This window comes from Kitasatospora sp. NPDC059408, assembly GCF_042751525.1.
GTDB lineage: Bacteria > Actinomycetota > Actinomycetes > Streptomycetales > Streptomycetaceae > Kitasatospora.
Map to the genome: position 1 here is coordinate 24,215 of NZ_JBHYWI010000022.1, position 22,574 is coordinate 46,788.

The window sequence follows — 22,574 nt, forward strand, 5'->3', positions numbered from 1 at the left end:
GCGCTTGCTTAGCATTCATCCCGGCGTTCCCCCTGTCAATGACGCGTGCCCCCGGACCGACCCGGTCCGGGGGCACGCAGAGATGCACCTTTGTTCAGATGTCGCCGAACTCACCGACGGACGGGGCCATCACGAACGATCACCATGCAGAGGAGAGGAGGAGGAAATCCGGCCCCTCGGGGTCCTTCGAGTCACGGACGGGCACAAGGCCGGAGCAGGCGGGCGCCGCCTCGACACAATAGCCACCGTTGCCGCTGCAGCAGCTGTAGCACAACGGCACAATCACCCGATGATCGCGAAGAGCCGCCTTCGTAGCTGCTCCTCGAGGTCGAGGTTGTCGCCACGGGTCGTGGTCTGCAGAAGTTCAGTGATGACGACCAGTTCGGCGAACTGCCCAGCCGGCGTGTCGAGGACATGGGCGAGTTGCTGACGGATCCGGGCGGCGATGTCCGGCACCAGAAGACTGTACGAGTGCAAGAGCGCCGCGTCGTACCCGGCAGGCGCAGCGCCCCAGCCCTCCCAATCGAAGACGGTGAGGGCCGGACCCGTGAGGTTGGCCCAGTGCAGGTCACCGTGGGCCGTTGTCCAGGTGGGCACCTTGGTGTCGATCGGGATGCCCAGGTACTGGGGCATGGCACGGTCCAGGTATTCCTGCCGGACCGCCACCCGGTCGCTGGGAACGGTGGTAATGGCGTCGAGGGCGGTGCTGAGTCCGTCCCACCAGGCGTCGTCCAGGTCAGGAGCTTCCCGGAGGATCGGCTCCTGGGTAGTGATGGTGGAGGCGGTGATCTTGTCGTACAGCTCCGCCAGGTAGCCGTGCTCGCCCTCGGTCCAGGTACGCCGCTCCCGCAGGCGTGGCCTGGGTACCGAAGGAGGCATGAGCCGTTCTGCCTCCTGCGGTCCCTCCCAGAGCTTTCCGCCGGCCTTGTCGGCGGGGGCGGACACCAGGCGGAGCCAGCCCTCGCCGGACGCCGTGGCAACCGGGCGGCTGAGGGTACGTCCGCGCCAGCCCCACGCCTCGCGCGAGCCGATCGGCGTCGCGTAGAGCTCCGCTGCTGCTACGGCGTGCATCTCGCGCATCCGCCTGGCGGTATCCGGCTCAGGTTCCGAGTACATCAACGACCCTTCGGAGTACGTCCGGAGACAACGGCGGTTGGCCGACGGCTTCGGCGGCCCGCATCCAGTGTTCCGGGTTTCCCGTCGACAGGAGCACGCGCTTCACCCCTGGGGCAGAAGCGACGACGGCGAGGGCGGTCTCGGCAGGGGTCTTGCCAGGGGTGATCAGCTCGGACAGTTCCGGGGTCACCAGGCCAGGGATCTCGCCGCCGTGGAGCGGGGCGGAGGCGAACACCTCCAGTCCCGCATCCAGGGCATCGGCCAACGGGCCGTGTCCGTCGAGAGCCTGGGCGACGGACGCAAGGTGGACGAGGGAGATCGGGAGCTGGATGGCCCACAGGTGATGATTCGGCCCGCCGGCCTTGGTCGCGAGTTCGACCAGCGTGGGTACGTCGAAGAGCCCGCTGCTGAAGCCGTGCCAGGTTGCCACTCCGTAGGCGCTGATGATCTGTTGGCTGCACGCCTCCTCCAGGGCCAGGAAGGCGTTGTAGAGCCGGCCGGTGATCTCGCCGTCCGGACAGGCGTACTCTGGGTTGTGCACGAACACCAGGTCGGGTACCCGGCCGAGCATGAGCCTGCTGCGAGCGAGCTGCCAGGTGATGTAGTCCGGGGCGAGACAATGCCCTCGTTCGGCATCCGCTGGGGACAGAGCACCGGCTCGCACACCGATCTGCCTGGCGCCGGCCGGGACGAAGCCCACCTTCGTGGAGACGCACAGGTCCGGGTAGGCAGCCAGCACCACAGCGAGTGACGTCTCCGCCCGGCCCCCTGCGTAGTTGGGCGCTGTGTCCACCCAGTCGGCACCACGGGAGGCGGCCATCAGCGCGGCCTCGGCCACATCGAGGCAGCGGTAGGTGCCGAGGCCCAGCCGGACGGTCATCGTGGGCTTCCGATCGCGGCGGCCTGGCCGTCGACCAGCTCCGTCACGACACCGGCCGCCTGGCCTAGCGTGATGCCTGCGGCCTGAGCGAGATCGGCCAGCCGGTGAGGTTCCCCGTCGGCGAGGAGCGCGAGCATCGGCCCGGCCTTGCCGACGAACGTCCACTCCTCGCCGCCGGCGGTCAGCCGGACGATGCCGTCGGCCACCGCCGTGAGCGCGGGCCGCGTGGCGACCAGGCGAACCTGCAGGTCGCCATCCGGCGGAGCCGCCGTGATGTAGGGCAGTGACGGCGCGAGCCGGGCTCGCTCGGTGGCGTCGCTAGCGGAGGAGAAGCGGGCGAGCAGGCGGTCGTTCTCCAGCTCGGCCGCGATCAGCTTGCCGATCGTGTCGAGGAAGGCACGCTGCTCCTCGGCGGCCCCGAAGCGCGGGATGTCCGCTCGGACGGCCTCGTGGGCGCGCAGCATCTCAGACAGCCATGTGATCAGATCGGCGCCGGTTGTGCTCTGCAGCCCGCACGTGACGTGCAGCGAGTGCTGGCCCTCGGAGGCGGCGACGGCGTGCCACCAGCCCCGAGGCAGATAGAGCACATCGCCGGCGGTGAGGACCAGATCGGCGACGGGCTCCTCGGGCGGCGGTTCCGGCGTTTCTACGTCGCGGTGCATCGGCACCGCGCGGGTGGGGCCGTAGATGCGCCATCGCTTCGCGCCGTCGAGCTGGACGACGACCACGTCGTGATCGTCCCAGTGGACGCCGAAGCCCTCGGTACCGGTCCAGGAGGCGTACAGGTTGACCTGCGCGCCGGTCCGCAGCCAGCGCTCCAGCTGGCCGGCCAAAGCACCGATACCGGGGTGGAGGTCATCGACGGCGTCCAGGACCAGCGTGGCCCCTTCGGCGAGACGCTGGTGCAGCTCGGAGGGCTGGAGCTGGTGCCAGACGGTGTTGCGCCGGGTGGTGATCGGCCGGGAGTAGGTGTGCGCGGGCACCTGTTCCCCGTTGGCGGCGAGGCGGAGGCGAGGGGGTTCGAACCGGTGATGGGTCAGGATGGCGTTGAGGTCATCCCAGCTCATCAGCCCGGCGAGCGACGCGGCTTCACCGCGTGCGACCTTGAAGCTGCGGCCGAGCGTCCGGGCGAGGAAGTCATCCCCGCCCAGACGCTCAACCACCGAGAAGTGCTCGGCGGTCATCGTGATGCAGCCGTCAGTCGTTGGTGTCGGTTCGGCCGGTGGAGCCGCCGTCCGACGACTGCTCGCCACGCGAGCGGGCCGCGGCGACCTTCGAACGGGCGACCAGCAGGCCATCGCCCTCCAGCTCGGTGTTGGTCGTCAGGTTCTCGGGCATGAAGCACTCCTTCGGTTTCATGGGGCGGGCCGATTGCCCGGCCCCGTCGTGGGTGCAGCGATGGATCCATTGCCAGGGCAAGCCGTTGGCTAGGAACCTCAGGTGCTTTTGCCGCATGGCTGTTGACCAGCACGGCCACCTGCATCCCCCAAGCCCGCGTCGGGGCGGGAGGAAGTCTTGTCAGGCACTGGTCGGGAGGATGTCCCGTGCCTTCGGGGCCGCAGCCCTCACCAGCGCGGTGAGTCGCTCGTCGCCCGAAACGGCGGAGGTGGTACCGACCTCGAACCAGATCCGTTTGCCGGCGGGGTCCGGCTCGGCGCCCCAGTTCGTCGCGAGCGCTGCCACCAGGAACAGCCCTCGCCCGTCGGTGGCGTCGAGATCAATCCCGCCGACAGCCGGAAGTTCGTGGCCGACGTCCGTCACCTCGACGCGCAGCCGGTCACCGTCCCAGGACACGCACACGACGCACGCGGCGTGAGTGTGGGACACAGCGTTGGTGAGCAGCTCGCTGGACAGCAACTCGACATCGCGGAGCGCGTCCTCCGCGAGCGGCAGGCCCCAACCGCGCACGGCCCGTATCACCCGCCGCCGGGCCGTCGGCACGGCCTCGGCACTGGGCAACACGCGAAAGCCGAACGGGGCGGGGGCAGTGGCCTGCCGGGTGGCGACGGACATGAGCGCGGACCTTTCACCGGGACGAGGTCGGCAGCGGGCCGATTCGCGCCGGGATTCACCCGGCAGGTCTCTACAGAACCGCCTCCAACGCCGATGAACCAGAGCAGAATTGAGGCAGCAACGAGGCATCCGTGCTGCAAACCAGGGCATGACCTGCTCTGTTACTGCGAGACACGAACTGACGTACCTCTGGGGGACATGGGATGGCATCCAAGAGGTCCCGGCTGATCCAGCGCAGGGAGGCGGTCGGCCACACCCAGGAATCCCTGGCCGAAGCCGTCGACGTGGACCGCACGACCGTGGGGCGATGGGAGAGCGGTCGCAGTGCCCCACAGCCCTGGATGCGGCCGAAGCTCGCCCGCGCCCTGAAACTCACGGTCGACCAGTTGGCCGACCTGCTGAAAGCACCGACCACGGCCGTCGAAGATGTTCCCCGTACTGCGCCTGTCCGGCGCACGAACCGCGACATCGATCTCGTTGCGGCCGTGGCAGCCGACTCGGCAGAGTCCGCGTGGTTCCTTCGCTTCGCGAGCGCGTCCAACGTGGACGACACGCTGCTCGAACAGATCGACGCGGACCTTGCGAGGCTGGCAGGGGACTACGTGAGCAGGCCGGTGTCCGAGCTCTTCCACGACATCGGAACCCTCCGGCGAGGAGTGTTCGACTTACTCCGGGGCCGCCAACACCCCTACCAGGCAAGCCATCTCTACCTGCAGGCCGGACGCCTCTGCGGCCTGGCCACCCATGTCGCCCTCGACCTCGGCCAGTACACAGCTGCGGCCACCCACTCGCGAACGGCCTGGCGCTGCGCGGAGTCAGCCGGCCACAACGGTCTCCGGGCCTGGATCCGATCCGTCCAGTCCCTGATCGCCTACTGGCAGCAGGACCACCGCCAGGCCGCCGACCTGGCCAGAGCCGGATTGCCGTACGCGGACAGCGGGACGATCGCGGCTCGTCTGCTCAGCCTCGAAGCACGGGCCACCGCCGCCCTCGGCGACACCGAAAGCGCGCTTCGAGCCGTGGAAGCGGCCGAGACGGCTCGGAGCACGGTGGCCGCCGTGGATCTTCCCGGCGTGTTCACGTTTCCCGAGGCCAAGCAGTGGGCCTACGCCGGCACCGCTCTCCTTGCCCTGAACAGCGACCGTCACGTGAACCACGCCATCGCAGCGTCCTCAAGGGCCATCAGTCTGTACGAGTCCGGACCGCGCCAGGAACAGTCCTCCGGCGATCTGCTGGCCGCCCGCCTTGATCTCGCCAACGCCCACCTCGCCCACGGTGACCTCGACGGCGTGCAGGAGAAGCTTTCGGTGCTGCTGGACGCCGCACCGGACCGGCGAACAGCGAGCATCTCCAGCCGCCTTCGGGCCCTGAGCGCTCGTCTTTCCGAGCCTGTCTATGCAGGCTCCCCGATCGTCCTGAGTCTCCGTGAGAATGTCAGAGAAGCCTGCTCTCGACCCGCACTCACGAACTCTCCGGAGCTGCCCCAGTGACGAGCAACACCACACGGCAGGACGCCGCAGTCGCCGATAGATCCATCCTCGCGAACAGCGCCTACGCGGACGGACGCCACCTGGCCGCCCGCCAGTCCATCTACCGGTGGCAGCAGCCACGGTACGACCTGCCCGGGATCGTCCTCGAAGAACTGGCCGGCACAAGCGGGATCGTCCTCGACGTCGGCTGCGGCAACGGCAAGTTCGTCAACCGCCTGCACAAGGACCGGCCGGACCTTCAGGTCGTCGGGATGGACATCTCCGCGGGCATCCTCGCCGACGTCGAGAAGCCGGTCCTGGTCGCCGACGCCCAGGCCCTCCCCGTCGCCGACAACAGCGCCGACGGCGTCTTGGCCCTGCACATGCTGTACCACGTCGGCGACATCGAGGCCACGATCACGGAGTTGGCCCGCACCCTCCGGCCTGGCGGCGTGCTCATTGCCTCGACCAACAGCGAAGCCGACAAACAGGAGTTGGACCGGCTCTGGGCCCGGGCCGCAGGCGACGTCCTCGGGATTCCCGAGGGGCCGGCACGGGTCTCCCTCAGCTCCCGCTTCTCCCTGGAGAAGGCACCCGGCTACCTCGGAACGGCGTTCAAGGACATCCGAGTCCGGAAGCTGCCCGGCACCATCGAGCTCACCGACCCCGCACCAGTCGTTGCCCACCTTGCCTCCTACGAGGCGTGGGCCGACCAATGCGGCGTCCCCTTCCACGAGACCGTCGACCGGGCAGCCGCGATCGTCGCCGCCACGATCGCGACCGAGGGGCTGTTCAAGATCACATGTCTCGGCGGATTCCTGGTGTGCCGACTTTAGGCAGGTCCCCTCCTCCCGCATGTCCGCCGAACAAGTCTTGCCATGAGTGATCGTCAGACACAGTTCAACGTCCGACAGGTGCCTGCCAGTTCAACTCCTTCACCCACGCCACTCCAGCCTCGACAGGCACCGATCGAAGTGTTCTGATGATCGAACTGTCGATCTATTCTCGGAGGTACGGTGCGGGTCTCTCGCGGCACGGCCGGTCTGCTGGCGGTGGGGGTCCTCGCGGCTCTCGCCCTGGCTGCGGGAGGGCCCGACTCCCAGGGCAGACCCACCGCCGCCGGCACGACCCCCGCCGAGAACCCCGCCCCGATCCCGGCCGCCGAGAGCCCGTCCCCATCTCCCTCCCCAACTCCGACCTGGGACGGGCAGGTCAAAATCCTCGGCGACGGCTCGACCTCCTACACCGGCCCCCAGCCCAAGCAGCCCACCCCCGAGAGGCTCAAACCCGGCGAGAAGCCCCCGCAGTTCGTCGTCTTCTCCTGGGACGGCGCCCTCGAAGGCGACGAGCACCTCTTCTCGCGCTTCCGCGAGCTCGGCGCCGCCAACAACGCCCAGATGACCTACTTCCTCACCGGCATCTACACCCTCCCCAAATCCAAGCGCACCCTCTACCAGCCGCCCCAGCACGACCCCGGCGCCGCCTCCATCGACTTCGCCACCGACGCCCACGTCAAGGACACCCTCGAACAGCTGCGCCTCGCCTGGCTGGACGGGAACGAGATCGGCACCCACTTCAACGGGCACTTCTGCGGCCCGAACGGCGGCGGCGACTGGACCTCCGACGAGTGGAAGAGCGAGCTCGACCAGGCCGTCTCCTTCGTCACCAACTGGAAGACCAACACCGGCTACAAGGACCTCCCGCCCCTCCCCTTCGACTACACCAAGGAGTTGGTCGGCGGTCGCGCCCCCTGTCTGGAGGGCCAGCGGAACCTGCTCGTGGCCGAGAAGGCCAGCGGGTTCCGCTACGACGCCAGCTCCAAGGGCGAGTTCCAGGTCTGGCCGATCAAGAAGGAGGGCATCTGGAACTTCCCGCTTCAGTTGCTGCCGTTCCCCGCAAGGTCCTCGCAGGGCCTCTCCATGGACTACAACTTCCTCGCCGGCCAGTCCGGGGACAACCTCAAGGGCGACCCGGCCAAGTACCCGGCCTGGGAGAAGGAGGCCCGGGACAGCTACCTCGCCGGGTTCGAGCGCGTCTACAACGGGAGCCGGGCCCCGCTCTTCATCGGGAACCACTTCGAGACCTGGAACGGCGGCATCTACATGCAGGCCGTCGAGGACGTGATCAAGAGCGTGTGCAAACGCGACGGCGTCCGCTGCGTCTCCTTCCGCCAGGTCGCCGACTGGCTCGACGCCCAGGACCCGAAGGTCCTCGACAAGCTCCGCCAGCTCGACCCCGGACAACCGGCCGACTGGTCCCGCTTCGTGAAGTGACCACCCCCCACGGGCGCGCTGCGCGAGAAGTCGGCCTCACCGACTTCTCGCGCACCCCGGGACCGGACGTCACCGCCGCGCCAGCGCCAGCACGCTCAGCCCGAACATCGCCACGCCCAACGGCAAGTGGACCGACGGCACGTGCGCCACGCCGAGCACGACCTGGACGGACGCGAGGACCAGGAAGCCCGACGCCTCCCAGACCGGCCGCACCGGGCCGCCGCCCGGCTTCCACGCCAGCACCGCCGCCAGCACGTACAGCATCGACGCCCCGTACATCACGCGGGCGCCGACGCTGTGCAGCGTCTCCCCGTAGGACGCGGTCAGCAGCAACCCGGCGGAGGCGGCCTGCAGGAAGATGGTCAGGGTCTGGAGCGCGATCGCGATCCGCACCAACGGGAACGTACGCCGCACGGGAGTCGCCTGCGTCGCCTGAGTCGTCGCCATGTCTCGGTCCTCTCTTCAGTAAGGTCTCACGAACACGACGACACAGGCCCGGGAAAGGTAAGGCCGAAGATCATGGGATCGGCACAGGACGGCATAGCCGGCGAGCGGCGCCAACTGCTCAACATCGCCTACCGCTTGCTCGGCTCCCTCGCCGAGTCCGAGGACGCCGTCCAGGAGGCGTACGCCCGCTGGTACGCGCTGCCGGGCGGCCGGCGCGACGAGATCGTGTCCCCCGGCGCGTGGCTGACGACCGTGACCGGCCGCATCTGCCTGGACGTGCTCGGCTCGGCGCGGGCCCGTCGTGAGCGGTACGTCGGCGCCTGGCTGCCGGAGCCGCTGCCCGACCGTCCCCAGCGCGAGAACGGCCAGGAGAGCCTCGCCGACCAGATCGTCCTCGACGAGTCGGTGGCCATGGCCTTCCTCGTCGTCCTGGAGTCGATGACGCCCGCCGAGCGGGTGGCGTTCGTCCTGCACGACGTCTTCCGCTACCCCTTCGCCGAGATCGCCGCCGTCCTCGGCCGCACCCCCGCGGCCTGCAAGCAACTGGCGGCCTCCGCCCGACGGCGGGTGGGCACCACTCCCGCCCCCGCGACGGCCACCGGGCAGGCCGACACCGTACGGCGCCTCAAGAAGGCCTGGAAGAACAAGGACGTCGCGGCCCTCGTCGCCGTGCTCGACCCCGCCGCCGTGATGACCGCCGACGGCGGCGGGCTGGTCGGCACTGTCCTGCGCCCGGTCGAGGGCGGCGCGCTGATCGCCCAGTACATGCTCGCCATCGCCGACAAGGCGCCGGGCATGGAGCTCCTGGAGCGGTCGGTCAACGGCGCGCCCGGCCTGGTGGCCCGGCGCAACGGCGTCGTCATGACGGTGGCGTCGTTCGACGTCGCCGACGGCCGGGTCACCCGGATCTGGGCGGTCCGCAACCCGGAGAAGCTCGGGCCCTGGGGTCAGTAGGCCCTACCCGGCCGCCTTCATGAAGGACGTCCAGATCCGCGCCGGCAGCTCGGAGTCCAGGGTGTCCGGGGCAGCCCCGCCGAGGCCCTCCAGAGAGAGCAGCTTCATGTCCTTCAGGTCCGCCCGGAACACCGTCACCGCCGTCGACACACGCGCGTTGTAGCCGACGAACCACCCCGCCGTACGGTCCACGGTGGTACCGGGCTTCGCCGCCACGTCCGGTCCGGCCTCCGCGGCCGCCTGCGCGCTGCCGCCACGAACCGCGCCCTTCAAGGCCGCGTCGACCTCCCCCGCCGCAGCCGCGCTCAGCGCCTGGACGGCCGTCGGCAGCCGCAGCGCGAGCACCTCCCCGTTGCGGGTGATCCGCAGCACCGAGTAGGGGTCGGTGCGGCTGCCCTTCGCCCCGAAGGCGGCGTACGCGTCGGCGGCCCTGATCGCGCTCGGCGTGGAGTTGCCGACACCGAAGGCCGGCACGAGCTCGCCCATGCTGCCCGGGAGGAGGCCCAGGTCCGTGGCGGTCTGCTGCACCCGGTCCAGGCCGACGTCCATGGCGAGCTGCGCCATCGGCCCGTTGACGGACTGCTCGATCGCGCTCCGCAGGCTCACCGGGCCCCAGCTGCGTCCGCCGTCGTTGGCGGTCTTGGCGGTCTTCCCGTCGCGCCCCCAGTACGGCCCCTCCGGGGTCATGACGTTCACCCCGTGGTCGCCGTTGTAGACGGTGGCCGGCGTCACCGGCGAGCGGCCGCCGCCGCGCTGGCGCTGCACGCCCTGGCCGAGCCCCGCCGCGTACACCAGCGGGGTGAAGGCCGAACCCATCGGCACCGACGAGGCGTTGGCGTTGTCGTACCCCTGCTTCAGGTAGTCCGGGCCGCCGTACAGCGCGACCATCCGCCCGTCCGGGGCCACCGACGCGGCGCCGACCTTCAGCAGCTTGTCGGCCTCGCGGGCGTTCGGGTCGATGCCCTTCGTGGCCTCCTGCACGGCCGCCGCCAGGGCGGTGACCCGCGGCTTCTCGAAGGTGGTGAAGATCTGGTGGCCGCCGAGGTCGAACTGCGCCGGGGTGATGTCGCTGTGGCCCTCCACGTAGGCCCTGGCCATGTCCACCAGGTAGCCGACCTGGCCGCTCAGCCCCGCCGCCTTCGGCTGGGGCCTCGGTTCGGGGAACTCCGTGTAGCCGGCGCGCTCGGCGGCGGACAGCTTTCCGGCCTTCACCATCCGGTCCAGGATCCAGGACCACCGGTCCTCGGCGCGCTCGCGGTTCTCCTCGCTGATCGCCGGATCGAACTGCCCCGCCCCCTTCAACAGGGCCGCCAGGAAGGCCCCTTCGCTCGGGTTCAGCTGCGAGACGTCCTTGCCGTAGTACGCGGCGGCGGCCCGTTCGATGCCGTAGCTGCCGCGCCCGAACCAGCTGGTGTTCAGGTAGCCGGCCAGGATGTCCCGCTTGCTCATCCGCTGGTCGAGCTTGATCGCGATGACGGCCTCCCGGAGCTTGCGGGACATGGCCTGGCGCTGGTTCAGGTAGCTGTTCTTGACGTACTGCTGGGTGATGGTCGAGCCGCCCTGGGTGTCGCCGCCGGTGGCCATCGAGACGACCGCCCGGCCGATGCCCGAGAGCGAGATCCCCGGATCCGAGTAGAAGGTCTCGTTCTCCGCGGACAGCACCGCCCACTGCACCGGCTCCGGCACCCGGTCGAGCGGCACCTCCTGGCGGTTGGTCTCGCCGATCCGGGCCATCTCGGTGCCGTCGGCCCAGTAGTAGACGTTGTTCTGCTGGGTGGCGAAGGCGTTGAGGTCCTCGGGCACCTCGGTGGTCGCGTAGAGCCAGGCCGCCAGCGCCGTGAGCGTCACCGCTCCGGCACCGGTGAGCAGGAGCAGCTGCCGCCACGACGGCAGCCAGCGGCGGATCCCGCGCCGGCCCCGGCGCGGGTAGTCGAGCCGCCGTAGCGGGTGCCGTCGTCGGCACCCCGTCTGGTCCTCGTCGGCCCCGCCCTTGCCCCCGCCCTTGCCCCCGACCCTGTGTAAACGCACAGCCCGGTCTCCGATCTGTCGGTGGATGCAGTCCCCGTCAAAGGGGTAGACGCCTGTGGGGCCGCGCCAGGACGCCACCAAATCGGTGTGATCATGTTCATACCGCACACGACCGCTCGCGTTGAACCACCGCCGAGCCACCGCCGTACCCGCCGCCGAACCGCCACCGTCGGCGCCCCGCGCCGCGCCTGACCTGGACGACCGCCAGAATGACCCCATGAGGTTGATCCACACCGTGGCCGGCGTGCTCGTGCTCCTGCTCGTCATCGGCAGCATCCTGCGCACGCTCGTCGTACCCCGCGGCCTGTACTCGGCGCTCGTCTTCCGGCTCTGGGCCGCGCTCCGGCTGCTGCTGCGCGTCTGGGCCGCGCCCTTCGGCACCTACCGGGCGCAGGACCGGGCACTGACCTGGCTCGCGCCGCTCGTGCTGCTGGGCATGCTCGGGGTGTGGCTCAGCGGGATGCTGCTCGCGTACACGCTGCTGCTGCACGGCACGTCGGAGCTCGACTGGTCGGTCTCGTTCCGCGAGGCCGGATCCAGCCTCTTCACGCTCGGCTTCGCCAGCGGCGACCGCCTGCACCTGTCCGTGATCGACTTCATGGCCGCCTCCAGCGGCCCGCTCGTCATCGCGCTGCAGATCGCCTACCTGCCCACCCTCTACGCCGCCTACCAGCGGCGCGAGACCGAGGTGACGCTGCTCCAGTCCCGGGCCGGCGAGCCCGCGTGGGGCCCGGAGCTGCTGGCCCGGCAGTCCCTCGTCGACACCGAGACGGCCCTGCCGCAGCTCTACCGGGACTGGGAGCGGCTGGCCGCCGACATCGGCGAGAGCCACTCCAACTACCCCGTGCTGCTCTCCTTCCGCTCCCCGCAGCCCAACCGCAGCTGGGTCGTCGGCCTGATCGCCGTCATGGACGCCGCCGCCCTCCACCTCGCCCTGTGCCCGCGCTCCGCCCCGCCCGAGGCCCGCCTGGTGATCCGCGCCGGCTTCACCGCGATGCGCGACATCGCGCGCGCCCTGCGCGTCGACTTCGACGCCGACCCGGACCCGGCCACCCCGATCCGCCTCACCTACGCCGAGTACATCGGCGCCGTCGCGATGATCACCGCCGCCGGGTTCACCCGCGAGCGGCCGGTCGAGGACGCCTGGCGCCACTTCAACGGCTGGCGCGTCAACTACGAGGCCCTCGCCTACGAACTCGCCCGGCGCAGCGACGCCGTCCCCGCCCTGTGGTCCGGCCCCCGCGACTTCCGCGCCCCCGTCATCCCCCCGACCCGCCCCGCCGACCGCCGCCCCGACCAGGCCGGGCCCGGCCTGCCCCCGGCCTGACGGCGGCCCGCCGGCTGCGTCGAGAAGGTGCCCTGCCCGGCCGGGCGGCGACGCCGGCCGGGCAGGGGCGGGGTGGGAGGTCAGGCCTGGCGGGTCTGGGCCCAGGTGTAGAGGTGGCGGGCACTGTCACCGAAGCGCGTGGCGTAGAGCGTGTTGGTCTGCCCGCCCGCGAGGTCCTCGCTGGTGGTGGTGACGCCGACGACGGTGCCGACGCCGGTGCGCGTGTCGAAGCGGGCCAGGTGCGGGCCGCCGCTCGCTCCGTGGGACATGTCGCAGGACTCGCCCCACAGGAGGGGGGCCTTGGGGCCGGGGCGGGCCGGTCCGGCGCAGTGGATCATCCGCGAGCCGGCGTACTTGGCGGCGGGGTTGTTGAGCCGGTCCTTCGGATACCCGAAGGTGTGGATGAACTCCCCCTCGGCGGGCCTGGTGAACGCGATCCGCTGGGCTCCCGTGACGTCCGCGATGCGCCGTCCCCCGGCCGAGGGGTTCGCCACCAGGACTCCCGTGTCGTGGCCGGCCACGGCGACGTCGCTCGACGTCGTCGTGGCCGGGTCGGCGTCCCAGCGGGCGGAGGTGGCCATGCTCCTGATGCTGAAGCCGCCGAGCGGCTTGGTGCCGTTGCGGTAGCCGGGCACGAAGTAGACGTTGTGCCGCCAGGTGCCGTCGGCGGCGGAGGGGCCGACGCCCCGCAGGCAGTGCGCCGCCGTGACGACGGTGCTGCGGTTGGCGCTCTCGACGACCGTCGCCGTGCAGCTGCCGTCGTAGCCGTCGGAGAAGGTGAAGAAGAGCCGCCCGACGCTCTCGTTCACCGCGCCGCCGTGCGTCCAGGTCGTCCCGGGGTCCGGCGTGTTCGGGGGAAGCGGCAGCGGATCGTCGGGCGTGTTGTCGTCCTCGGGCACGGGGGTGATCTCGGGGACCACCGCGCCCGCCAGCTTCATCCGGGCCAGGGTCCAGTAGGCGTCGATCCGGCTGCGCTCCTGGTCGGTCGTGGCTCCGGCGTGCATCGCGATGGGCTCCGGTTCCGCGGCGTGGGCGGCGGCCGGCAGCAGGACGGCCGCCGCCGTGGCCGCGCTCAGCAGGAGGGCTCCCGCGGCGGCGAGGTTGCGGGGGAATGCTCGGTGTTCGGCTGACATCGTTGCCATTCTCGGTAGGGTCCGGTTCGTTTCGGGGGACGGTCGCGATCAGGCGACGGGTGCGGCTTCGGCGGCCCGGTACAGCGGCTCCGTGATCGCGGAGGTGAACTGCGGACCGACGAGGTGCCGGGTGCAGGAGGCGGTGCCGCGCTCGCACACCCGGCCCGAGGAGTCGAAGAAGGCGCCCTGGGTGTTGTCGCCCACGACGGTGCCGATCCCCGAGGACGGGTCGAAGTCGGCGACGCGGGGACCGCCGCTGGAACCGCCGCCCATCACGCAAGGGGCGCCCCACTCGCCCCGGGGCTCCGGGTGCTCCTTGGTACCGGGGTACTCACGGGTCCGACCCGCGCAGTGGGCGAGCCTGGCCCCGGTGAACTCGGGCAGACCCGCGCGCGAGGGGTCGCCCGAGGCCTCGCGCGGGTAGCCGAACTGGTGGACCGACGCGTTGCCCGGCCGGTCGAAGCCGATGCGCTGTGCGGCACCGACGGCGTCCTGCACGCGCTGGCCCGCGGCGTTGCCGTTCAGGACCAGGAACGCCTGGTCGTACGCGTCGAACTTCAGGCCGTTCTGCTGGTCGTTGAGGAGCCAGGTGGCATCGGCGACCCCGGCGCGCGCGACGAACCTGCCGTACGGCGCGAGGCCGTCGTGGTAGCCCGGGACGAACATCTCGTTCGACAGCCACTCGTCGTCCTCACCGAGGAGGTCGGTGCTGTTGACGCAGTGCGCCGCCGTGACGACGGTGCTGCGGTTGGCGCTGTTCACGACGGTCGCGGTGCAGCTCTCGTCCTCGCCGTGGTTGGTGAAGAAGAGCCTGCCCACCGTCCCGCTCAGGGTGGCGGCACCGGTCCACGGGGCTCCGTCGGGGCCGCTCCTGGGCGGGTTGCCGGACGACGGCTGGGTCAGGGCGGCGATCCGCGCCGGGGTCCAGTAGTCCAGGACGGCTTGCTGCTGCGCGGCCGTGACCGCCTCCGGATGGACGGCCACCCGGCTCGTGGCGGCCCCGTCCTCCGGCACCGCCCCTGCGGACGGGGCCAGCGCGAGGCCGGCGGCCAACACGACTGCGGTCAGGGCGGCTTGGGTGCACGCTCGGCCGGGGGTCCGGCTGCGGCGAAGGCGATTCCGGCAATCGGTATGTGACATGTGCGGCACTGTAGGGACGGGACATCAGGTTCTCGTCTGGACCGCGTTTCATTCATTCATCGGTCACATCAGCTTCGTGTGACGACGTTTCATTCTCGTATCGGCGACCGGGGCCGTCCTCGTCCCCGCAAGCCCCGGCGGGCACCGGCCGGACGAGGGCCGACAGCGGATCGACGTGCTTCGCGAGGAGTCCCCCGGCCCGCCGTGGGCCGCATCTCGCGAGCAGGCAAAATGGGGGTCATTACTGGGTAAAGAACTTCACCCCTTATGATCGCCGCGTGAATCACGAGGTCATCGACGGAATACCAGTCCTGTGGGCCCCCGCGCCCGGCCCGCTGGAGGCCGAGCTCATCTTCGGGTGCGGGGCGCGGGACGAGACGCTGCGCACGCTCGGGGTGGTCCACCTCGTGGAGCACCTGGCGATGAGCACGCTGCCACGGCTCCACCACGACCACAACGCGTCCGTCGACCTCGAACTCACCCGGTTCACGTGTTCCGGGCAGCCCGAGCAGGTCGTGGACTACCTGGGCCGGGTGTGCGCCGCGCTGAGCGAGCTGCCGCTGGACCGCATCGACCGGGAGGCCGGGGTCCTGGAGGCGGAGGACGGCCGGGTCGCCGTCCCCCAGACCGCCGAGCTGCTCTCGCACCGGTACGGCGTCCAGGGCCTCGGGCTCGCCGCCTACCGCGGGCCGGGCGCCGACCGGATCACCGTCGAGGCCGTCCAGGACACGCTGTTCCGGTACTTCCACGCCGGCAACGCCGTCCTCGTCCTCACCGGCCCGCCGCCCGCCGGGCTGCGCCTGCCGCTGCCCGCCGGCACGCGGCCCGACCGCGCCGGAGCCCGGCCCGCGCTGCTCAGCGGCCGGTCCTGGCGCCAGGAGGACGTCCCCGGGCCCGGCATCGCGCTGCACGGCGCACTGGCGGACGCCGCCCTCATGGCGGCCGTCGCCGTGTTCGCTCAGCGCCTGCGCGACAGCGCCCGGCACGCCTTGGGCCTCACCTACGACGTCGGCGGCAGCCTCGACAACGCCGGCGCGGCCACCGGCGAACACACCGTCTACCTCGACGCCCGCGAGGGCCAGGAGCAGACCGTCAGCGAGTTGCTCTGGCACGAGGCGCTGCGGCTCGCCCGCGACGGCGTCACCGAGGCCGAACTCGCCGAGGAGCGCGAGGGCATGCGCGAGGTCTGGACCGACCCGCGCAACACGATCGCCGAACTCGGCCACGCCGCCGCCCGGTCGCTGTTCGGCGAGACCTATCGCGACACGGCCGCGCGCCTCGACGCCCTCGCCGCCGTCACCCCCGACCGGGCCCGCCGGGCGTTCGCGGACGCGCTGCGCACCGCCCTGCTCGTCGTGCCCTGCGGCGTCGAGGTCTCCCCCGTCCTGCCCGACGGCACCCCGGTGCCCCGCCACCGCTGCACCCACCACACCGAACTGCCCGCCGACGGCGAGGTGTTCAAGCCCCCGCTGGCCGACCGGCTGCGCTACTCGGCGGCCCGCAAGACCCGGTTCGTCGTCAACCACGCCGGGGTGTGGGCGCGCGAACCCGACGGCGAGATCCACCACGTGCCGTTCGACGACATCGCGGCCGTCGAGGTGCGCGGTCCGGCCCGGATCGTGTACGGGCACAGCACCTGCTTCGTGCCCGTCGTCCCCGACCTGATCGGCGACATCGGCGCGGCCGCGCGGGCCGTCGACGCCGCCGTCCCGGCGCACCTCGTCTACCACGCCTCCGCGCTGCGCAGCGCCGACTGACGGCACCGACCGACCGGCACCGACCGACCGGCCCCGACCCGACCGGCGCCGACCGCCACCGACCCGACCATCACTTCCGAGGATCCACCGTGCCCACGTACGCCGCCATCACCTCCGCCCGCTCCGAACAGGTGCTCACCGCCCTCGCACGAGGCAAGCGCGGCGGCTACCTCTACCGGGGACCGCAGGGCACCGGCCTGCTGTTCGACCCGCCGAAGCCGCGCTTCGGCCGGATCAGCCGCAGCCGCATCATGGACCCGGCCTGGATGCTCGCCGTCGACTCCAAGACGACGGTGTGGCTGCTGGAGGACGCCGAGTGGGGCCTGTGCGTCACCGTCTGCTTCCCCGGCGGCGGGTACGAGAACATGGGCTGGGCCCGCGACTGGACCCCGCCGGCCGACCCGGCCGAGTACGCCGCCCACCGGGCCGACTGGGACTCCTACTGCGGGAAGATCGCGCGCAAGGCCGGCCTCGCCGACCCGGCCGCGCTCGCCGCACTGCGCAACGACCCGGCGCCGGACGGCAGTCGGACCTCCGGGGAGGAGCTGATGCGCCGCCTGTGCGAGCTCGTCGGCGCGCCGACCGCGGTGATCGGCCAGTCCCTCGGCCTCCAGGCCGGGCCCGCCGGGCGGGACTTCGTCCGCTTCGAGGCCAAGGGCCGGTAGGCCAAGGGACGGTAGGTGGCCCCGTCAGACCTCGACGGGCGCCGACGACTCCAGCGAGCGCTCGGCGGCCGCGAGGATCTCCACCACGCGCAGCCCGAACTCCGCGCCGCACGCGTGCGGTTCGCCCGTGCGCGCGGAGTCCCGGAGAGCGTCCAGGGCGCGGTGCAGGGCCGCGATCGGGCCCTCGCCGCGCTCCGGCAGGTGGGCCACGCCGTGCTCGCCGCGGATCTCCATGCCCGTGCCGCCGGCCGCGACCGGCGCCGTCAGGCTGAGCGCCAGCGTGCTGGACGCGCCGCCCGCGTGGCGCAGCACCAGGTGGATCGTGTCGAGCGGGCCCGCCACGGCCGTCACCCGCGTCGCGTCGCCGAGCACCGGCAGCAGCACGGACAGCGCGTGCGGGCCGACGTCCCACAGCGCGCCCTTCTCCTGCCGCCACGGCGACGCCGCGTACGGGCTGCCGCTGCCGGGGGCGAACACCGAGCCGAGCCAGTCCGAGCGGCCGGTGAACCAGCCGCCCAGCGCGGCCTGTTGCTCGATCCACGGGATCTGGTCGCCGCCGAAGCGGACGGTGAAGAACACGACGGACGCGACGCGGTGCCGCTCGACGGCCCCGGCGACGCGCCGCGCGTCCGGGACGGTCAGCGCGACCGGCTTGTCGAGCAGCAGGTGGCAGCCGGCCTCGGCGGCGCGCACCGCGAGGTCGGCCTGGACGGTCGGCGGCAGCGCGATCGAGACCGCGTCCACCTCGGCGAGCAGCTTGTCGAGGTCCGCGTACCCGGGCACGCCGTGCGCCGCGCCGAGCGCCGTGGCGGCCTCGGGACGGCGTCCCCACACGCCCGCGAACTCCAGCCCGGGGTGGTCGGCGAGGACGGGCGCGTGCACGCGCTCCGCCCAGGGGCCGGTGCCCAGCAGTCCGATCCGCACAGGGTCCTCCAAGGTGTTGCGGTGGTTCAGTTCTGCACGCGCGCCAGCGTGAAGCCGTCGTAGCCCTTGCTGCCGACGGTCTGCACGGACGTCGCGGTGACGCGCGGCTCGGCCGCGATCACGTCGTGCAGCCTACGCGTGGCGACGACGGCGGGGTCGGTGCCGGCCGCGTCCGCGACGGCGCCGCCGCGGACCACGTTGTCGACCACGATCAGCGAGCCCGGCCTGGTCAGCTTGAGCGCCCACGCGAAGTACGCGGGGTTGTTGACCTTGTCGGCGTCGATGAAGACGAGGTCGAAGGGCTCGCCGCCCTCCGCGCCGATCACGGCCAGCGAGTCGAGGGCGCTGCCGAGCCGCACCTCGGCCACCTTGTCCAGCCCGGCGCGGGCGAGGTTCCCGCGGGCGACCTCGGCGTGCTTCGGGTCGATCTCCAGGGTGATCAGCGTGCCGTCGGCCGGCAGGGCGCGCGCCAGCCAGATCGCGCTGTAGCCGCCGAGCGTGCCGACCTCCAGGATCCGCCGGGCCCCGACCGTCAGCGCCAGCAGGTGCAGCAGCTTGCCCTGATTGGGGGCGACGGCGATGTGCGGCAGGCCCGCCGCGTCGGCGGCGGCGGACGCGGCCTCCAGGACGGGGTCGTGGCCGACCAGCGTGTCCGAGAAGTACGCGTCCACGGCGTCCCAGGTCGGCTGCGTCATCGGGGCCTCCAGTGCTCGGTGCGGTGCGGGCGGTGCGCTCGGTGCGGGCCGTGCGTGATCACACGCTACTCCGCACCGCCGCCGACGCAGGTGACCCCGCGGCCCGAACGTCAGTCCGCCACCGGCTCCTTAACGCTCTCCGACGCCGCCGCCTCCGCCGCCTCGTGCGCGGCGTGCGCCTTCGCGGCGCGCCGCTTCATGAACCACGCCGAGCCGGCGCCCACGACGACGGCCGCCGCCAGCCCGGCCCACGAGAAGCGCGACAGCCACGGCTCGATGCTCTTGCCGACCTTGTAGACCAGCAGCGTCGTACCGCCGGCCCAGACCACGCCACCGAGCACGTTCGCGATCAGGAACTTCCAGTACGGCATCTTCAGCGCGCCCGCCAGCGGCCCCGCGAAGATGCGCAGCAGCGCGATGAAGCGGCCGAAGAAGACCGCCCACATGCCCCAGCGCTGGAACGACCGCTCGGCGGTGGCCAGGTGGGAGGGCCCGAAGTGCTTGGGGAACTTGCGGCCGAGCTTCTCGAAGAGCGGCTTGCCGCCCTTGCGCCCGATCGAGTAGCCGATCGAGTCGCCGATGATCGCGCCCGCGATCGCCACGCCGGCGATGCCCCACGGGCTCACGACGCCCTTGACGGCCATCAGCGTCGCCGTGACCAGCGCGATCTCGCCGGGCAGCGGGATGCCCAGCGACTCCAGACCGATGATCAAGCCCACGAGGCCGTACACGGCCCCCGGGGGGACGCTCTCGATCCAGGCGTCGATGTGCAAGGCCAGTACCTCCGTGGCAGGTCGGTGCGGGCGCGCCCCTGTGCGGTGCGCCCGTCCCGGCGGTCTTCCGATGGCGGCACGCGGGCCGCTCCCCCTCTGACCAGGCAGCCTAACGTGCCGGCCGGTCGTGTTCTCCCCGCCGATCGCCTGGTCTTACCTGGTCTTACGACGTACGGGCCGCGGCGGAGGTTCCGCTACCTTCGGCCGATTCCCTCTTTTTGGCAAAGCGCAGTGCGACCACGGACGGCCTGCCGTTCACACGGGCCGCGAGGGGCAGCAGCGCCCGGACGATCCCGCGCCCGCCCTCCGGGTACACCTCGCGGACGTCCGTCACCGCCGGGTGGGCGGTGGCGAGCTTCCCGCGCTCGCCCGCGTCCATGCCGAACGGCATGGCCGGCGCCTTGTAGTACTTGTCCCGCAGCTTCCCCCGGACGGCCCGCGCGCTGAACCACCGCGGCACCGCGTCGAGGACGAAGGTCGCGCCGGGGAAGCGCTCGGCGCAGGCGGCGATCAGCCCGCGGACCTCGGGCGGGCGCAGGTACATCAGCAGGCCCTGGGTGCTGATGAGCACCCCCTGCGCCGGGTCCACCTCGTCCATCCAGCGCGGGTCCGTGGCGGAGCACACGACGATGCGGTGGCGCTCGTCCGGCGGGAGCAGGCGCTCGCGCAGCGCGGCCGTCTCCGGCAGGTCGACGGAGATCCAGCGGGCGCGCCCGTTGTCGACCCGCCAGGCCTGCGTCTCCAGGCCCTCGCCCAGGCAGACGACGGTGCCGCGCGGGTTGCGGGCGAGGAAGTCCGCCACCTCGCGGTCGAAGCACGCCGCCCGCAGCGCCTGGAGCTGTGCGACCGCCGCCCGGCGCCCGAACCGCTCCTCGAACGGGAAGTCGATCCGCCCGACCAGCTCGACCGCCTTCGGGTCGTGCAGGACCGCGTCCGGCCGCCGGGCCTCCACCGCCCGGTGCCACAGCGTCCACAGCGCCGTCTCCGGCACCTCCCCCAAGTCCGGCCGCTCCACGCCGCCCATCGCCCTCTCCCTCCGCCGTCCACCCGAGCACCCGCTCGAACCCGCCGATTCTCACACCCCGGGACGACGGCCGCGCGAGCCGACGCGCGGCCGGGCCCACCGGAAGGGGCCAGCCGCCTCAGCCGACGCTGAAGGCGCCGTCCGGGGGTGGCGGGGAGTCGGTGGCGTCGGCGTCCGTCACCGGGGGCGTGCGGCCGACCAGGGTGGCGAGGTCGGTGCCGTCCGTCAGGCGGGCCGGGAAGATGTCGGCGGCCAGGGCGCGGGAGAGGTCCGCGACCGGGAGCGGGGCGGTCGAGCCGGCCAGCAGGATGTTGCCGTAGCGGCGGCCGCGCAGCACCGGGGCCTCGGCGATCAGGCAGACCTCGGGGAACACCGCTCGCACGGTCGCGGCCTGGGCGCGGGCGAAGGCCAGCGGCGGGCCGTCGGCGAGGTTCGCGGCGTAGCAGCCGCCGGGGCGCAGCGCGGCGGCTGCCAGGCGCAGGAACTCCACCGACGTGAGGTGCGCGGGCGTGCGGGAACCGTGGAAGACGTCGGCGACGACGAGGTCCAGCGATCCGGCGGGGACGGCGGCCAGGGCGGCGCGGGCGTCGCCGACCGTCGCCGTGATGTCGACGCCGGGCCCCTGCCACGGCAGGTGCTCCTCGACCAGGGCGAGCAGGGGACCGTCCACCTCGACGACCTGCTGCCGCGACCCGGGCCGGGTCGCGGCGACGTACCGGGGCACGGTGAGCGCCCCGCCGCCGAGGTGGAGCACGTCGAGGGGATGCCCGGCGGGGGCGAGCGCGTCGGCGAGGTGGCCGAGGCGGCGGGTGTACTCGAACTCCAGGTGCGTGGGGTCGGCGAGGTCGACGTACGACTGCGGCGTGCCGTCGAGGGTGAGCAGCCAGCCGCCGTCGCGGTCGATGTCCGGCATGAGCTTGGCGAACCCGAGGTCGGTGGGCCGCCCGACCGGCACCGGCTCGTCGGTCACGCGGGCTCCCCGACCGGCACGGCCGGCAGGTAGGCGTCGAGCCAGCGGTCGAGCTCGGCGAAGACCTGCGTGCGGGCGCTCTCGCCGGACAGGACGAGGTCGTGCATGCCGCCCTCGATCCGGACGATGGTGACGTGCCGGCCGAGGTGCGGGCCCTGGGCGGCGATGTCGTCGGCGCGCAGGACGCCGTCGGCGTGGTGCAGGGCGTTGTGCCACTTGGTGGTGGAGATCGACGCGGTGGAGGCCATGAGCAGCACCGGCACGTCGATGCCGAGCCCGCGCCGCACCCGCCGGTGCCCCTGGTGGATGGCCGCGAGCCAGCCGGCGAACAGCGGGAAGCCCTCGGGCCGCTTGAGCCGGAGGTCGAAGTCCCACTCGCCGCGGTGGTCCTTGTGGAGGCTGTGCGTGTAGTGCGGGTTCAGCCCGGAGGGCAGCACCCGCGTCGGCGCGACCCGGGCGATGGCCGAGACGGCCGGGCCGCCGAAGGTCACGGCGGCGGCCGAGGCCGGCATGGACAGGAAGGGACTGTTCAGGAACAGCCCGTCGATCAGGCCCCGCCCGGAGCGCCGTCCGGCCCACAGCGCCCCGATCAGGCCGCCGGTGGAGTGCCCGTTCAGCAGCACCTGCCGGTGCCCGTCCGCCTCGCGGACGATCCGCACCGCCTCGTCGATCTCCTCGTCGTACTCGACGAGGTCGCGCACGAAGTTCGGCGACTGGTGCGGGCGCAGCGAGCGCCCGTACTTGCGCAGGTCGAGCGCGTAGAAGGAGAACCCGAGCGCGACGAAGTGGTCGGCGAGGTTGGTCTGGAAGAAGTAGTCGTTGTACCCGTGGACGTACAGCACGGCCTTCTCGGACCCCGGCACGAGCCGGCGCACGAGCGTCGCGCAGACCTCGCCCTCGTAGTCGCGCCGCAGCGGCAGCTCGACCGCCTCGTAAGGGGCACCCAGGATGTCTTCCCGAAACTCCATCGCTTCTCGCCGCACCTA

The 22,574-nt window shown here is 72.0% G+C and carries 23 protein-coding genes; 7 read left to right on the forward strand and 16 right to left on the reverse strand.

Annotated features, from left to right (window positions below; all coding sequences use genetic code 11):
* Window positions 1-139 precede the first annotated feature (139 nt).
* The 6 genes from ACFXDE_RS16855 to ACFXDE_RS16880 all read right to left on the reverse strand — a co-directional run bounded on the left by ACFXDE_RS16855 (window position 140) and on the right by ACFXDE_RS16880 (window position 4,009).
* A complete protein-coding gene (locus ACFXDE_RS16855; RefSeq protein WP_380494880.1) occupies window positions 140-286 on the reverse strand; it encodes a DUF397 domain-containing protein in 147 nt (48 codons plus the stop codon).
* Entirely contained in the window at window positions 283-1,080 is a 798-nt protein-coding gene (locus tag ACFXDE_RS16860) for a hypothetical protein (protein WP_380494882.1), read from the reverse strand. The genes ACFXDE_RS16855 and ACFXDE_RS16860 overlap by 4 nt, the downstream gene beginning before the upstream one ends.
* Window positions 1,081-1,099: 19 nt before the next feature.
* Window positions 1,100-1,996 carry an aldo/keto reductase gene (locus ACFXDE_RS16865; protein ID WP_380494884.1) on the reverse strand — a complete coding sequence of 299 codons (897 nt, stop codon included), beginning with the start codon at window positions 1,994-1,996 and terminating at the stop codon, window positions 1,100-1,102.
* Window positions 1,993-3,180, reverse strand: a complete 1,188-nt coding sequence (locus tag ACFXDE_RS16870; protein ID WP_380494886.1) for a cupin domain-containing protein — start codon at window positions 3,178-3,180, stop codon at window positions 1,993-1,995. The genes ACFXDE_RS16865 and ACFXDE_RS16870 overlap by 4 nt, the downstream gene beginning before the upstream one ends.
* A gap of 13 nt (window positions 3,181-3,193) precedes the next feature.
* Window positions 3,194-3,334 carry a hypothetical protein gene (locus ACFXDE_RS16875; RefSeq protein ID WP_380494888.1) on the reverse strand — a complete coding sequence of 47 codons (141 nt, stop codon included), beginning with the start codon at window positions 3,332-3,334 and terminating at the stop codon, window positions 3,194-3,196.
* A 180-nt stretch (window positions 3,335-3,514) separates the two neighbouring features.
* Window positions 3,515-4,009, reverse strand: a complete 495-nt coding sequence (locus tag ACFXDE_RS16880; protein ID WP_380494890.1) for an ATP-binding protein — start codon at window positions 4,007-4,009, stop codon at window positions 3,515-3,517.
* A gap of 203 nt (window positions 4,010-4,212) precedes the next feature.
* On the opposite strand from ACFXDE_RS16880, the gene ACFXDE_RS16885 reads away from it, so the two are divergent.
* From ACFXDE_RS16885 to ACFXDE_RS16895, 3 genes are all read left to right on the forward strand, one after another.
* Window positions 4,213-5,499, forward strand: a complete 1,287-nt coding sequence (locus tag ACFXDE_RS16885) for a helix-turn-helix transcriptional regulator (RefSeq protein ID WP_380494892.1) — start codon at window positions 4,213-4,215, stop codon at window positions 5,497-5,499.
* Window positions 5,496-6,314, forward strand: coding sequence for a class I SAM-dependent methyltransferase (locus ACFXDE_RS16890; protein WP_380494894.1), 819 nt, complete (start codon window positions 5,496-5,498; stop codon window positions 6,312-6,314). The genes ACFXDE_RS16885 and ACFXDE_RS16890 overlap by 4 nt, the downstream gene beginning before the upstream one ends.
* Before the next feature lie 180 nt (window positions 6,315-6,494).
* Window positions 6,495-7,751 (forward strand): hypothetical protein, encoded by a 1,257-nt coding sequence (locus ACFXDE_RS16895; RefSeq protein WP_380494896.1) that lies wholly within the window; start codon window positions 6,495-6,497, stop codon window positions 7,749-7,751.
* 69 nt (window positions 7,752-7,820) lie between these two features.
* Here ACFXDE_RS16895 and ACFXDE_RS16900 read toward each other — a convergent pair whose 3' ends face one another.
* On the reverse strand, window positions 7,821-8,198 hold the full coding sequence (locus ACFXDE_RS16900) for a hypothetical protein (protein ID WP_380494898.1): 378 nt from the start codon (window positions 8,196-8,198) through the stop codon (window positions 7,821-7,823).
* 72 nt (window positions 8,199-8,270) lie between these two features.
* Between ACFXDE_RS16900 and sigJ the strand changes: the two genes are divergently transcribed.
* A complete protein-coding gene (gene sigJ / locus ACFXDE_RS16905; RefSeq protein ID WP_380494901.1) occupies window positions 8,271-9,152 on the forward strand; it encodes an RNA polymerase sigma factor SigJ in 882 nt (293 codons plus the stop codon).
* A 3-nt stretch (window positions 9,153-9,155) separates the two neighbouring features.
* Here the strand turns inward: sigJ and ACFXDE_RS16910 are convergent, their stop codons facing one another.
* Window positions 9,156-11,180 (reverse strand): transglycosylase domain-containing protein, encoded by a 2,025-nt coding sequence (locus ACFXDE_RS16910; RefSeq protein ID WP_380494903.1) that lies wholly within the window; start codon window positions 11,178-11,180, stop codon window positions 9,156-9,158.
* A 217-nt stretch (window positions 11,181-11,397) separates the two neighbouring features.
* On the opposite strand from ACFXDE_RS16910, the gene ACFXDE_RS16915 reads away from it, so the two are divergent.
* Window positions 11,398-12,507, forward strand: a complete 1,110-nt coding sequence (locus ACFXDE_RS16915; protein WP_380444034.1) for a hypothetical protein — start codon at window positions 11,398-11,400, stop codon at window positions 12,505-12,507.
* An 80-nt stretch (window positions 12,508-12,587) separates the two neighbouring features.
* Here the strand turns inward: ACFXDE_RS16915 and ACFXDE_RS16920 are convergent, their stop codons facing one another.
* Both ACFXDE_RS16920 and ACFXDE_RS16925 read right to left on the reverse strand, forming a co-directional pair.
* On the reverse strand, window positions 12,588-13,640 hold the full coding sequence (locus tag ACFXDE_RS16920; protein ID WP_380494905.1) for a trypsin-like serine peptidase: 1,053 nt from the start codon (window positions 13,638-13,640) through the stop codon (window positions 12,588-12,590).
* Between the two features lie 48 nt (window positions 13,641-13,688).
* Window positions 13,689-14,696, reverse strand: a complete 1,008-nt coding sequence (locus ACFXDE_RS16925; protein ID WP_380494907.1) for a trypsin-like serine peptidase — start codon at window positions 14,694-14,696, stop codon at window positions 13,689-13,691.
* 362 nt (window positions 14,697-15,058) lie between these two features.
* Between ACFXDE_RS16925 and ACFXDE_RS16930 the strand changes: the two genes are divergently transcribed.
* Window positions 15,059-16,537, forward strand: coding sequence for an insulinase family protein (locus ACFXDE_RS16930; RefSeq protein ID WP_380494909.1), 1,479 nt, complete (start codon window positions 15,059-15,061; stop codon window positions 16,535-16,537).
* An 89-nt stretch (window positions 16,538-16,626) separates the two neighbouring features.
* A complete protein-coding gene (locus ACFXDE_RS16935; RefSeq protein WP_380494911.1) occupies window positions 16,627-17,202 on the forward strand; it encodes a hypothetical protein in 576 nt (191 codons plus the stop codon).
* Between the two features lie 24 nt (window positions 17,203-17,226).
* Here the strand turns inward: ACFXDE_RS16935 and ACFXDE_RS16940 are convergent, their stop codons facing one another.
* From ACFXDE_RS16940 to ACFXDE_RS16965, 6 genes are all read right to left on the reverse strand, one after another.
* Window positions 17,227-18,126 (reverse strand): Gfo/Idh/MocA family protein, encoded by a 900-nt coding sequence (locus tag ACFXDE_RS16940; protein ID WP_380494912.1) that lies wholly within the window; start codon window positions 18,124-18,126, stop codon window positions 17,227-17,229.
* A gap of 26 nt (window positions 18,127-18,152) precedes the next feature.
* Window positions 18,153-18,821, reverse strand: coding sequence for an O-methyltransferase (locus tag ACFXDE_RS16945; protein WP_380448784.1), 669 nt, complete (start codon window positions 18,819-18,821; stop codon window positions 18,153-18,155).
* 110 nt (window positions 18,822-18,931) lie between these two features.
* Window positions 18,932-19,594 (reverse strand): DedA family protein, encoded by a 663-nt coding sequence (locus ACFXDE_RS16950; protein WP_380494913.1) that lies wholly within the window; start codon window positions 19,592-19,594, stop codon window positions 18,932-18,934.
* A 163-nt stretch (window positions 19,595-19,757) separates the two neighbouring features.
* The gene (locus ACFXDE_RS16955; protein ID WP_380494915.1) at window positions 19,758-20,618 is read right to left on the reverse strand and encodes a class I SAM-dependent methyltransferase; all 861 of its coding nucleotides are present in this window, start codon (window positions 20,616-20,618) and stop codon (window positions 19,758-19,760) included.
* 118 nt (window positions 20,619-20,736) lie between these two features.
* Complete coding sequence (locus ACFXDE_RS16960) at window positions 20,737-21,531, reverse strand: spermidine synthase (RefSeq protein WP_380495031.1); 795 nt, start codon at window positions 21,529-21,531, stop codon at window positions 20,737-20,739.
* A gap of 53 nt (window positions 21,532-21,584) precedes the next feature.
* A complete protein-coding gene (locus ACFXDE_RS16965) occupies window positions 21,585-22,556 on the reverse strand; it encodes an alpha/beta hydrolase (RefSeq protein WP_380446938.1) in 972 nt (323 codons plus the stop codon).
* Window positions 22,557-22,574 lie beyond the last annotated feature (18 nt).

Coding starts and splice junctions, on each gene's coding strand:
- ACFXDE_RS16860 (WP_380494882.1), bottom strand. CDS start 1,080: ATGCGCGAGATGCACGCCGTAGCAGCAGCGGAGCTCTACGCGACGCCG.
- ACFXDE_RS16865 (WP_380494884.1), bottom strand. CDS start 1,996: ATGACCGTCCGGCTGGGCCTCGGCACCTACCGCTGCCTCGATGTGGCC.
- ACFXDE_RS16870 (WP_380494886.1), bottom strand. CDS start 3,180: ATGACCGCCGAGCACTTCTCGGTGGTTGAGCGTCTGGGCGGGGATGAC.
- ACFXDE_RS16875 (WP_380494888.1), bottom strand. CDS start 3,334: ATGCCCGAGAACCTGACGACCAACACCGAGCTGGAGGGCGATGGCCTG.
- ACFXDE_RS16880 (WP_380494890.1), bottom strand. CDS start 4,009: ATGTCCGTCGCCACCCGGCAGGCCACTGCCCCCGCCCCGTTCGGCTTT.
- ACFXDE_RS16885 (WP_380494892.1), top strand. CDS start 4,213: ATGGCATCCAAGAGGTCCCGGCTGATCCAGCGCAGGGAGGCGGTCGGC.
- ACFXDE_RS16900 (WP_380494898.1), bottom strand. CDS start 8,198: ATGGCGACGACTCAGGCGACGCAGGCGACTCCCGTGCGGCGTACGTTC.
- sigJ (WP_380494901.1), top strand. CDS start 8,271: ATGGGATCGGCACAGGACGGCATAGCCGGCGAGCGGCGCCAACTGCTC.
- ACFXDE_RS16915 (WP_380444034.1), top strand. CDS start 11,398: ATGAGGTTGATCCACACCGTGGCCGGCGTGCTCGTGCTCCTGCTCGTC.
- ACFXDE_RS16920 (WP_380494905.1), bottom strand. CDS start 13,640: ATGTCAGCCGAACACCGAGCATTCCCCCGCAACCTCGCCGCCGCGGGA.
- ACFXDE_RS16945 (WP_380448784.1), bottom strand. CDS start 18,821: ATGACGCAGCCGACCTGGGACGCCGTGGACGCGTACTTCTCGGACACG.
- ACFXDE_RS16955 (WP_380494915.1), bottom strand. CDS start 20,618: ATGGGCGGCGTGGAGCGGCCGGACTTGGGGGAGGTGCCGGAGACGGCG.
- ACFXDE_RS16960 (WP_380495031.1), bottom strand. CDS start 21,531: ATGCCGGACATCGACCGCGACGGCGGCTGGCTGCTCACCCTCGACGGC.
- ACFXDE_RS16965 (WP_380446938.1), bottom strand. CDS start 22,556: ATGGAGTTTCGGGAAGACATCCTGGGTGCCCCTTACGAGGCGGTCGAG.